This window comes from Agrilactobacillus composti DSM 18527 = JCM 14202, assembly GCF_001436375.1.
Classification (GTDB): Bacteria; Bacillota; Bacilli; order Lactobacillales; family Lactobacillaceae; genus Agrilactobacillus; species Agrilactobacillus composti.
The window spans coordinates 48,777-59,686 of the sequence record NZ_AZGA01000006.1; the positions used below are offsets into that span (position 1 = coordinate 48,777).

Genomic DNA, 10,910 nt, shown 5'->3' on the forward strand with positions numbered 1-10,910 from the left:
GTCATCCCCTATGTGTGATAATTTGTGCTAATTTTTGGGCACCGGTGCGGGCCGGCCCCACTGGTGCTTGATATTTCTGAGCTGCAAAACTGGCCGCTAAAGTCGTTAGTACCTGTTGTTGGGCGGCTAATAAGGCCCGGGCCGTGTTTAAAGCCGTTAGTTCAAACTGAAAATCTTCACCGGCAGACATTTGCACAAAACTGGCCAAATCTGCCCCGATCACCGTGGCAATCATGGGATAACCTCCGGCGGTTTGCCGGTCCGCTAACAAAACAATGGGCTGGCCATTACGGGTAATTTGGATATTCCCCAGGACAGTCCCCTCAGAAATCAAGTTTTCAGTAGGCACGGGCAAGGGCTCACCCTGTAATTGATAACCCATGCGGTCAGCTTGTTGGGAAATTTGGTAAGTTTGCTGCAGAAATTGGCTTTGGGCGGCCGGGGTAAATAAATCCCACTGCGGCCCCTTTAACACCCGAATGTGCCCTGGGGCTTTCACCGCCGGCACAGGGGCATGACGATGGGCCAAACTAGGCAGCACATAACAAGGCTCAAAGGGTAAGGCATCCCCCACGGCCAGCGTTCGCCCGAACAGCCCCCCTAATTGAATCTTCAAGGTGGTGGCCCGGCTGCCTAAGACCATGGGCACCTGCAAGCCCCCGTTAGCCACGGCCAAATAGCCATATCGGCCCGTGGCCATGGGCGCAAACTGCACCTGATCGCCAGCTTGAATAGCAATAGCCTGGTTCAAAGCAATGGGTTGCCCATTTAAGCTGGGGCTAGAAGCTGCCCCGGTGATGGCGATAAAAGTGGGCGCCTGAAATTGTAACGTGGGGCCCGCTAAGATAAATTCCAAAGCTGCGGCATTGGCATCATTATTCACCAACAAATTCGCCAGCTTTAAGCTTGCCTGGTCCATGGCCCCCGAGACGGGAAAACCAGCACTCTGGTATTGATAACGGCCTAAATCTTGGACGGTGGCCGCAAAGCCGCTGTTGAGCACCTCAATGGTTGCCACGTTATGCATCTCCTAATATGGTTTGTTTGATTTGATACTTTCCCGCCAGATCCAGCGCTTGAATCCGCCGATAGTCGGTTTTTGAAATCGCGGTAAATTGGATATAGTCCCCGGCTTGATAGCGCAATTGGGGATGTTGGGCATTGAATAATTGTAACGGCGTGCGGCCCAATAGGCGCCAGCCCCCAGGCGAAGCCACAGGATACATCCCCGTTTGGGCCCCGGCAATGCCCACACTGCCCGGCTCTAAGCGGGCTCGAGGTTTATCCAAGCGGGGCATGGCGATTTGTTTGGGAACCGTCCCCATATAAGCAAAACCGGGTAAAAAGCCCATCATATAAATGAAATATTTCGTTTGGGTGTGCATTTGAATCAAATCGGCCACGGATAAATGGCCATAAGCGGCCACCGCGGCTAAATCCGGGCCAAATTCCCCATCATAACACACGGGAATGGCTAAGACCCGACTATTGGCCGCCGCTTGTTGAGGATCAAAAGCGGCAATCAGGCGATCCAGCACCTGGGTGAGTTGGCCATAGGTGACCAAACTGGCCACGAAGTTCACCGTCAACGTATGGTAGGCCGGAATAATCGCGGTCACCCCGGCTATTTTTTGGGCCAGTAATTGTTGGCCCACGGTCTGGATCAGTTGATTTTGTCCCACATCTATTTTATTGGGCAACACCAGGTCTAAAGCCGACTCGCCCATGGGCACGTAATGATAGTGGTAAGCATTCATAACATCATCTCAAATCATTAAATAATCATTAGATTTTCTAAGGAGTATTCTAATATATCGACCCTAGTTTTGTCAAAATTGTGCATTTTTATTCAGGTCAAAAAAAACAGCAATTGTTTTAGAGATAGCCTCTAAAACAATTGCTGTTCACTTTTTAAATTTATAAAATAATTTTTTCCCGAGGATCATTTCACATGTTCCCCAGATTAATCCAAGCCCACCCGTTTGAAGATCAAGTCGATATTCTTCAAATGCCAATGATAATCAAAGGCATCATCTAAATCCGCTTTGGTCAAAACGGCAGTAACTTTGGGATCAGCCTCTAATAATTGGCGGAAATCCTTTTGTTCATCCCAAGCTTGGGCGGTTTTAGGTTGGACCAAATCATAAGCTGCTTCGCGACTCAAGCCGCCTTTATCCACCAGCTTTAATAAGACCCGTTGGGAATAAATCAAGCCATGGGTGATGCCCATATCTTGGAGCATCTTGTCTGGAAAGACCGTTAATGTCTCTAAGATATGGCTGAAGCGATGCAAGATATAATCTAACAATTCGGTGCTATCTGGTAAAATGACCCGTTCAGCGGAACTATGGGAGATATCGCGTTCATGCCATAATGGCACGTCCTCCAGGGCAGTTACCGCATAACCTCTAATAACCCGAGCTAAGCCAGTAACGTTCTCAGAACCGATAGGATTGCGCTTGTGAGGCATTGCCGAGGATCCCTTTTGCCCGGCGGCGAAATATTCTTCAGCTTCTCGGACTTCGGTCCGTTGTAAATGCCGCACTTCTAAAGCGAAGCGTTCAATGGACGTGGCAATCAAGGCCATGGTTTGCACGTATTCGGCATGGAGGTCTCTAGGCAAGACTTGCGTGGAGATATCTTGGGCCCGGGTGCCTAAGTGTTCGGTGACATAGGCTTCAACTTCTGGGGGAATATTGGCAAAAGTACCCACGGCCCCACTGATTTTACCGGCTTCTACACCCTTGGCTGCATGTTCAAAGCGTTCTTTGTTGCGCTTCATTTCCGCATACCAGTTGGCTAAAACTAAACCAAAGGTGGTGGGTTCGGCGTGAACCCCATGGGTACGGCCCATCATTGGGGTGAATTTGTATGCCTCAGCCTTTTTAGCGATCACCGCTAAGAAATGATCGATGTCTTGCCGAATAATGTCATTGGCTTGTTTTAACAAATAACCATAAGCCGTATCCACCACGTCGGTGGAAGTAAGGCCAAAGTGGATCCATTTCTTCTCAGCCCCTAAACTTTCAGAAACCGTCCGGGTGAAAGCCACCACATCATGATGGGTAATGGCTTCTAGCCGCTTGATTTCAGCCACATCAAAGGTGGCCTTGGCCCGAATTGCCTTGACATCAGCTTCGGGGATTTCCCCCAGCTTTGCCCAAGCTTCATCAGCTAAAATCTCCACTTCAAGCCAAGCTTTATACTTGTTTTCATCAGTCCAAATTGCACCCATCTCAGGCCGTACATAACGTGGAATCATTTCAGTTACGCTCCTTTTATTGTCAGTGTCCGTATTTCCTTATAAATGCCACAATTCAGTGGCGTTAATATGGTTCAATAAACTGGTTTTAGAATCATCAGTGACAAAAATCTGGCCAATCGGCGTGGCATCTGAATTGGCCGCCACCGGATAATAATTAAATTGCCACTGGGGCTTAATTTTAATTTGGGTATAACTCTCATCGGCGATTTGTTTCAAAATCATCAACATCGCCCCGTTGGTCTTGGCTTGCACCGTTGGCATCGGCCAACCTAATAACGCCCGCAACTGCAACTCGTATTGGGAAATCCCCGTGACTTGTTGGTAAATATCCGCTGCCACATGCAGACCAGGGAAAATCCGTTGGGTGTACAAATTCCCAGAAGCAGTCATTAAAAAGGAAACCCCAAAAACGCCGCAATAATCGATGTTTTCGGCGATTTTTTTAGTGATCCGCTGCATTTCTGCCGCCGCATCTGCAGATATCTGTGGGGTAACTAAGGCAGCAATCAATTGATGACTATCGTAGTATATTTCAATCAAGGGTAGCAATTGTACATTTTTATCCTGATCCTTCACGGCCATTAATAGGAATTCTTGATCCGCTGGGATCCAAGACTCTAAAATAGCCGAACCTGCATTTAAAAATTGGGCGCTGTAATCCGCATCCCGCCGCCAATAAAGCACTTGTTGGCGGTTGTGGGCCAAGCCCTTTTGAATAGGTTTGATCACGGCTGGGTAGCCGATGGACTCTAACCCATCTAAAACGTCAGCTTGGTTGACCACCGTCATATAAGGGGCAATGTTCACATTTAAGTCATCTAAGAACGTCTTCTCCAAATACCGGTCCTGGGTGATGGCTAAAATGTCCGTCCCCTGGGGCAAGTAAGTTTGCTCAGAAAGTGCTTCTAAAATGTCCGTATTAATGTGTTCATCTTGATAAATCAGCGCACTTAACCCCGCCGTGAAATCCAAGATTTCCTTAGGATCATCTAAATTCCCCACTGCGGGGAAATCCACGATGTTCAAAACGGGTTCTTGTTGCCCCGCTAATAAAGCCACGTTAAAACCCATGGTTTTCGCAGCTAGCGCCAAGTGGTAGCTTTGCATGCCCCCACCGATGATACCGATTGTTTGCATTGGATAGATAAAAGCCATTTGCATGTTCCTGCCTTTTATGAAGTATGTTTATGCAATAACCCTACCACATGAAGTCCCCCAGTGCCAAAGAATTCTTTAAGCTGAGGCGTCAATCTGCCTCGTTTAAGCCAGTATCTTCTTCATCCACAGTGCCCAACCCATTGAAAATCAGGTTCAACAAGACCGCTGATAAACTGGCCATGACGATGCCGTTGCCAAAGAGCAACTGCGCTGTTTTCGGTAAGAATTGATAAATTCCTGGTTGGACGGTGACCCCTAAGCCCAACCCAATGGCCACAGCAACGACTAATAAATTCTTGTCACTTTGGAAATTGACATTTTGTAACATGCGAATCCCTTGGACGGCCACCATGCCAAACATGACTAACATAGCGCCCCCCAGTACTGGCGCCGGAATAATCGTAGCCATGGCCCCAACTTTGGGTAACAACCCCAGTAATACTAAGAAGCCGGCTGCAAAATAAATAGGTTTGCGGGTCTTGATCCCGGATAATTGCACCAAGCCCACATTTTGCGAGAACGTGGTGTAAGGAAAGGTGTTAAACAAACCGCCAAAGATAATGGCCAAGCCTTCCGCCCGATAACCGCGCTTTAAATCATCACTCGTTAATTTACGTTTGGTAATATCGCCCAAGGCAAAGTAAACCCCGGTGGATTCCACCATAGAAACCATGGAAATCAAGATCATGGTCACAATAGACGACCATTCAAACTTGGGGACCCCAAAGTAAAAAAATTGGGGAAAGTGGAACCAACTAGCTTCTATAACTGGTTTTAAAGAAACCATGCCAAAGCCAGAAGCCACAAAGGTCCCGACGACTAAGCCCACCAACACGGCAATGGAACGGAAAAAACCCCGACCCCAAAAACTGATGGCCAAAATAATCACGACGGTTAAAAAGCCCACGCCAATATTGGTCAACGACCCAAAACTAGCGGCTTTAGTATCACCACCGCCCAGATTTTGAAAGGCCACGGGGATCAAGGTCAAACCAATGACCGTGATCAAGGTCCCGGTGACAAGTGGGGGAAATAAGGCTTTGATTTTCGAAAACCAACCGGCGATCAAGACCACAAAGATCCCGGCGGCGATGATCGAACCATACATGGCCCCAATAGAATACCGGGCCCCAATCATCTTCAAAGGTTCCACGGCCTGAACGGCACAGCCTAACACTACCGGCAGGCCGATGCCCATGAAACGATTACTGCGTAATTGAAAAAAAGTGGCTAACCCACACATGAAAATATCAATGGAAACTAAATAAGTCATTTGTAAGGCGCTAAAGTGCAGCGCCCCACCAATCAATAGCGGCACTAACACCGACCCAGAATACATAGCCAATAAATGTTGCAGGCCTAAAACAGCCGCTTTGATGTTAGAAACTGGGAGCGGTGTGACTGGTGATTTAGTGGACTGCATGGGTTGTTGCCTCCTGGTCATCTAGAAAAATAACTTTGCCGTCTTCAAAGGCTTTGATCCGGGCTAAGGATTCAACGCGGATCCCCTTTTCGTCCATTAAGTGCCGGCCCTTTTGGAAGGTCTTTTCGATCACAATACCCACACCGGCTAATTTGGCGCCGGCTTGGCCGACGATGTCCATTAAGCCTTCCACCGCTTGGCCGTTGGCTAAGAAGTCATCAATGACTAAACAAACATCGTCTGCTTTAAGGAACTTTTTAGAAATAGAAATATGATTACTGACTTTCTTTGTATATGAATAGACTGTAGAAGTATATAGTTCGTCTTTTAGGGTCAGGCTTTTATGCTTGCGCGCAAAGATCACCGGCACATTAAAAGCCAAACCAGTGAAGATAGCCGGGGCGATCCCCGAAGATTCCACCGTCAAAACTTTGGTGATGGGTTGGTCTTTGAATAAACGGTGAAACTCCTGGCCTATCTGTTGCATCAGCATGGGATCAACTTGATGATTCAAGAAATTATCCACCTTTAACACGTCTTTACCCAGCACTTGGCCGTCCTTTAATATGCGCTCTTCTAAAATCTTCAAAATGAACTTCCTTTCTTGAAACCTGCGTTATGATCAATATTCGTATTTAAGGCGATGATTTAAATTATACCAGTTTCTTTTAATATAATCGATGTAAAATGCGAATTAAGATTAAAATAAAGATTACCATAAAAAAATTGCGTACTCAACCGGTGAGCCGCAATTTCATTGAAATCTAACCTTCGTGTTTTAGTCGTTCTGCTTCCCGATACTGGGCCATTTTTTTGGCAAATAATTCGCCATTTGTTGGGGGCGTATAGGTGATGGCGTTTGCACCAGCGGCGATGGTGGCCAAAATTTGGGCGTCATTTTTACCGCCGGTGGCCATAATTGGGACCCGGGGAAATTCATTTCTAATCTTTCTCACAATTGCGGCGGTGTCACTGCCCCCGGAAACATTCAAAATTTGTACCCCGGCAGCTAACAAGGCGGTCACATCAGTTTGATCATGGACCACTGTGGCGATAATCGGGATATCCACCACCATATCAATATCGCGAATCGTTTCTAGCGGTGTGGGGGCGTTGACCACCACGCCCAAAGCCCCCTGGGCTTCGGCAAACACAGCCATCATTTCGGCCCGCTGGCCCTGGGTGGTCCCGCCGCCAATCCCGGAAAACACCGGCACATCTGCCACCATGCTGATGGCCTGCATGATAGTGGGATGGGGCGTGAAAGGGTAAACGGCAATCACCGCATCGGCATTGGTGTTTTTAATAATGGCAATGTCGGTGGTGAAAATCACGGAACGAATCTTCTTTTTAAAGATCTTAATGCCGCTGACCCGGGCAATGACCCGGGGGATCTTAACCAAGCCAGCGCGCAGATCTGTCATAATTTCAGGCACATATTTTTCTGGCATCGCAACATCTTCCTTTCGCAAACAGAAGCGTCTTTAGCGGTCATAACGCGTTAAACGATATTTTTCAACAATATTAATAATTTTTTGGGCGTATGCCGGATCGGTGGCATAACCATCCGTCTGTAAAGCCTGAGCGGCGTCTTGGTAATTGCCAGCTTGTAAGACGTGCTGGTACTGATTGGGATTCCAAGACGTCCCTTGAGCCAGCAGCTGGGCATGGTCTAATAAAGACGCATCAAAGCTGGGATAGACCCGAAAGCGGGCCTTGACGGTCTGCCAAGAACCGTTGGTGTATTCTTGGGTTTCTAAAACTTGGCTGTTGGCTGGGTCGGTGCCCTTCACCCCAAATAAATTCTTATAGTCTGCGGCCAAGCGACTGGTACCCCAATTGCTTTCTAAAATAGCCTGGGCAATGGTGATGCTGGGCAGCACTTGGTATTGGGCATGCAGGGTTTGGGCATAGGGGGCAATGCTGTCAATAAAGGCCTGCTTTTTCTTAGCTTCTTCATCTTGGGCTGCAATGGAGGAATCAATGGCCGCCTGGCGAATTTGATCACCCCGATAGGCCAAGCCCTTGATTACGCCAAAAATCCCAATGGCCAAAATCGCTAAGGTGATGATAATGGGAACCAAACCACTGCTGGCCTGGGTTTTACGTCTAGTTGAACTTTTTCTTCTTTTAGTCAAAAGATACCTACCTAATTTATAATGGACTGCTATTTCGCTGAGCGATCGCTAACTTGTAAGTTATCTGCCCAGGTCAATAGATCTAATTCTTGGGTCTCAATGGCCCGCTGAATACGAGCCGGTACAATAAAGTCTAACACATCGTTGAAGCCCCATAAATCATAATTCAAGGTCAAGCGTAAATGGATCACGGGGCGTTTTAACACGAGCTCATCTTTAAAGGCACTCTTACAATTATCTGCCTTGACCCAGTGCTGGGCCACGTGCTTTTTGGCCTGGTTGTAAATATAAGCGGCTTTATTATCTAATTCAGGAATTGTTTGGGCTTGAAAAATTGCTTTTTGGCACAACATCCATTCATAATCGGTAAATAATTTCCGGATCTCTTGTAATTGTTTCCCGGACAACTGAATATCACCGCTCACCCAATCGGCTATCAGGTGACTGTCGCCGCCTAAAATAGCCGTGCTGAATCTTTGCGTATCACCATATTTTTCTAAAATCACATCTTGTGCGATCATTGCTAAATCTGTATATGCCATTATATTCACCTTCCCAAAAAAATTACAGTTATTATATATCTATTATACAAGATTAATTCTTGTAAGGGTTGATTTGGGATCAATAATTCATTTCAGAATACAAAAAGAGCTCAGGTAATTTTACCTGAGCTCCGATTAATTTTAATTTAAAATTAGTCTTTTACAACGTTAACAGCTTGAGGGCCGCGGTCGCTTTCTTCGATGTCAAAAGTAACACTTTGACCTTCTTCAAGTGTCTTGTAGCCGTCACCTTGGATTGCAGAGAAATGTACGAATACATCGCTACCGTCTTCACGAGTGATAAAGCCATAACCTTTTTCAGCGTTAAACCATTTTACAGTTCCATGTTCCATAAGAGCATTTCCTCCTCGAAAATATATATAATTGTGCATTCTTGTTTGGTACATATGGAAGAAAGTCTTTGAAACAATCGAACCATAGCCATTCAAAAAGTACATTTTTATAGTACCACAGGTTTTTTTAGAAGACAAGTAAAAAGAAAGTTCGGGTTTTTAGTTCTGGCTGGCCACAATTGTATAGAAAGTATTCTTTAAACGTAGGAATTGATGAAAATTATTGAGCAAGTAGTACAGTTGCGCACGGGTTTCGAACTCTACGCGGTCCTTGGGTAAAGCGCTTTTCTGGAATTCTTTTTGTAAATCTTCCACATTTTTCACCAGGTCCTCAGCCGAGTTACTTTCAGCCAGGGTATCGGCGGTTTGATCCATGGCCGTGGCAATTTTTTTACCCTGGTCAATGGGCCCGGGTATACGCTCTAAGCTGGTTTGCATTTGCCGCAGGAGTTCATATTGGTTGTTGCGCATTTCAAAGTAAGCCTTGTAATAATCGTTTTCAGACAACAGCTGATTTTCATTATGACGGGCTGTCCAAGCCATGCCATCATTTAGGGCAATTTTTAAGTCACTTAAAATTTCCCAGTTTTGCTTAAACAATTCGGCCTTTTCAGTTTCTGAAACAGTGGTGGTCAATTGGGCGCTCATCCCCTCTAGTATGCCTTTCATGCTGGTTTCCACGGCAGTTTGATAGGTGGAGATCCGGTCTTCCAGGTTCGGCATGAACAAATTGGCGATCACGGCCACCCCAGCCCCAATGACCATCAATAAAGATTCATTGATGATCCAATACATGGAAGTACTGTGCTGCATGAGAAAATGGGTCACCAACACTGAACTTAAGACGATGCCGTCTTGGAGATTAAAGGTATCGGCCACGGGAATAAACAGCAGTAAAAACACCCCAAAGGCAATGGCGTTATAGCCAATGATGCGAAAACTAATAATAGCGATCAAAAAAGCGATGGCCGTGGAAATAATTCTAAAAAATACCAAGCGAAAGGAAGATTTGGTGGTATTTTGGACACTCAAAATCGTAATGATGCCGGCAGCCGACCAATATTCTAGATTTAAATAATAGGCCAGCAAGATGGCAACAGCTGCACCCACGGCAGTTTTGATGGTTCTAAGACCAATACGCAAACTAATTCCTCCAATTATCGTCAGCCAGCTGCCCAGTTGTAAACAGCGTTTCATTGGCAACTGACTGCCGATTAAGTTATGATTAATATATCCAAAAAAAATGGGGCGTTGCTTATGCTAAAAAATTCAAAACATGCAAAATTCACATTATTTTTTATGCTATTGGTGGCCTTAGTCACCCTAAGCGCTTGCAGTACCAAGCAGGGGGCCAAGGACCAACTGCTGGAAAACAGCAAGACCGTCCTCAAAGATATTAAAGCCCAGAAAAAAAATTTAAATGTGATCAAAAACCAAATGGAAGCCAGTCAAGCTCGCTTTCCCAAAGAACAGAAAAAGTATCCTAAACAAAATCTATTAAATGTGACAACCTCTAAAACTTACCAGGCAGTCACCAAACGTAAAGATGCCTTTACCAGTTTTAAAGATACCCAAAATGACCTAAAAATGGATCAAACCACGCTGACCAAGATCTCTAATCAAGACCTGCCAGATATGCCCAAGGAATTGATGAATAGCTTAATTCAAAGTTTACACCTATCAGCTTTAGATCAGCGGACCTTTGCCAACTTTTTGACAGAAATGACCCAAAATGAAGCCACTTACTACAACCTGCTGAGTAATCCCGACACCAGTACCAGCGCCACGGAATTAGACGCCCAGGAGAATCGTTTGAATCAGTACTATGGTGCGGTTTATCAACAAATTGAGATCATGAACGTGAACTTAAACACCGCCCAAAAACAAGCTCAGCGCCTACAAAAAAGTGTCGCCAGTGGGTCTTAAAATCTAAAAAGCCACATCTACTTTCAGCCTAAAGAAATTCTGGGTTGATTGTGATACTATCCCTTTAGAGAGCACCAGAGAAAAACAAAAATTTCTCTGGTGTGA

The 10,910-nt window shown here is 45.8% G+C and carries 12 protein-coding genes; 1 reads left to right on the forward strand and 11 read right to left on the reverse strand.

What is annotated here, in order from left to right; translation table 11 throughout:
* Position 1 precedes the first annotated feature (1 nt).
* The 11 genes from FC83_RS02750 to FC83_RS02800 all read right to left on the reverse strand — a co-directional run bounded on the left by FC83_RS02750 (position 2) and on the right by FC83_RS02800 (position 10,022).
* A complete protein-coding gene (locus FC83_RS02750; protein ID WP_152537779.1) occupies positions 2–1,018 on the reverse strand; it encodes a 5-oxoprolinase subunit C family protein in 1,017 nt (338 codons plus the stop codon).
* A 1-nt stretch (position 1,019) separates the two neighbouring features.
* On the reverse strand, positions 1,020–1,757 hold the full coding sequence (gene pxpB / locus FC83_RS02755; RefSeq protein ID WP_035455175.1) for a 5-oxoprolinase subunit PxpB: 738 nt from the start codon (positions 1,755–1,757) through the stop codon (positions 1,020–1,022).
* 206 nt (positions 1,758–1,963) lie between these two features.
* Positions 1,964–3,262: an adenylosuccinate lyase gene (purB, locus tag FC83_RS02760; RefSeq protein ID WP_035455177.1), complete on the reverse strand. Its 1,299-nt coding sequence runs from the start codon at positions 3,260–3,262 to the stop codon at positions 1,964–1,966.
* Positions 3,263–3,301: 39 nt separating this feature from the next.
* Positions 3,302–4,420 carry an ATP-grasp domain-containing protein gene (locus FC83_RS02765; protein ID WP_161633816.1) on the reverse strand — a complete coding sequence of 373 codons (1,119 nt, stop codon included), beginning with the start codon at positions 4,418–4,420 and terminating at the stop codon, positions 3,302–3,304.
* A 91-nt stretch (positions 4,421–4,511) separates the two neighbouring features.
* A complete protein-coding gene (locus FC83_RS02770; protein WP_035455179.1) occupies positions 4,512–5,846 on the reverse strand; it encodes a nucleobase:cation symporter-2 family protein in 1,335 nt (444 codons plus the stop codon).
* A complete protein-coding gene (locus tag FC83_RS02775; RefSeq protein WP_035455180.1) occupies positions 5,833–6,435 on the reverse strand; it encodes a xanthine phosphoribosyltransferase in 603 nt (200 codons plus the stop codon). Before FC83_RS02775 ends, FC83_RS02770 begins: the two co-directional genes overlap by 14 nt.
* 175 nt (positions 6,436–6,610) lie before the next feature.
* Positions 6,611–7,297, reverse strand: coding sequence for a beta/alpha barrel domain-containing protein (locus FC83_RS02780; RefSeq protein ID WP_035455181.1), 687 nt, complete (start codon positions 7,295–7,297; stop codon positions 6,611–6,613).
* A 33-nt stretch (positions 7,298–7,330) separates the two neighbouring features.
* A complete protein-coding gene (locus FC83_RS02785; RefSeq protein ID WP_035455182.1) occupies positions 7,331–7,984 on the reverse strand; it encodes a glycoside hydrolase family 73 protein in 654 nt (217 codons plus the stop codon).
* A gap of 29 nt (positions 7,985–8,013) precedes the next feature.
* Entirely contained in the window at positions 8,014–8,526 is a 513-nt protein-coding gene (locus FC83_RS02790) for a hypothetical protein (protein ID WP_052004941.1), read from the reverse strand.
* 152 nt (positions 8,527–8,678) lie between these two features.
* Positions 8,679–8,879, reverse strand: coding sequence for a cold-shock protein (locus FC83_RS02795; protein ID WP_035455184.1), 201 nt, complete (start codon positions 8,877–8,879; stop codon positions 8,679–8,681).
* A gap of 159 nt (positions 8,880–9,038) precedes the next feature.
* Positions 9,039–10,022 carry an aromatic acid exporter family protein gene (locus FC83_RS02800; protein WP_035455186.1) on the reverse strand — a complete coding sequence of 328 codons (984 nt, stop codon included), beginning with the start codon at positions 10,020–10,022 and terminating at the stop codon, positions 9,039–9,041.
* 114 nt (positions 10,023–10,136) lie between these two features.
* Between FC83_RS02800 and FC83_RS02805 the strand changes: the two genes are divergently transcribed.
* Positions 10,137–10,805: a hypothetical protein gene (locus FC83_RS02805; RefSeq protein WP_035455187.1), complete on the forward strand. Its 669-nt coding sequence runs from the start codon at positions 10,137–10,139 to the stop codon at positions 10,803–10,805.
* Positions 10,806–10,910 lie beyond the last annotated feature (105 nt).

What these genes read in the sequence shown, in the direction of transcription:
- pxpB (WP_035455175.1), bottom strand. Translation starts at nt 1,757, where the DNA reads ATGAATGCTTACCACTATCATTACGTGCCCATGGGCGAGTCGGCTTTA.
- purB (WP_035455177.1), bottom strand. Translation starts at nt 3,262, where the DNA reads ATGATTCCACGTTATGTACGGCCTGAGATGGGTGCAATTTGGACTGAT.
- FC83_RS02765 (WP_161633816.1), bottom strand. Translation starts at nt 4,420, where the DNA reads ATGGCTTTTATCTATCCAATGCAAACAATCGGTATCATCGGTGGGGGC.
- FC83_RS02770 (WP_035455179.1), bottom strand. Translation starts at nt 5,846, where the DNA reads ATGCAGTCCACTAAATCACCAGTCACACCGCTCCCAGTTTCTAACATC.
- FC83_RS02780 (WP_035455181.1), bottom strand. Translation starts at nt 7,297, where the DNA reads ATGCCAGAAAAATATGTGCCTGAAATTATGACAGATCTGCGCGCTGGC.
- FC83_RS02790 (WP_052004941.1), bottom strand. Translation starts at nt 8,526, where the DNA reads ATGGCATATACAGATTTAGCAATGATCGCACAAGATGTGATTTTAGAA.
- FC83_RS02795 (WP_035455184.1), bottom strand. Translation starts at nt 8,879, where the DNA reads ATGGAACATGGAACTGTAAAATGGTTTAACGCTGAAAAAGGTTATGGC.
- FC83_RS02805 (WP_035455187.1), top strand. Translation starts at nt 10,137, where the DNA reads ATGCTAAAAAATTCAAAACATGCAAAATTCACATTATTTTTTATGCTA.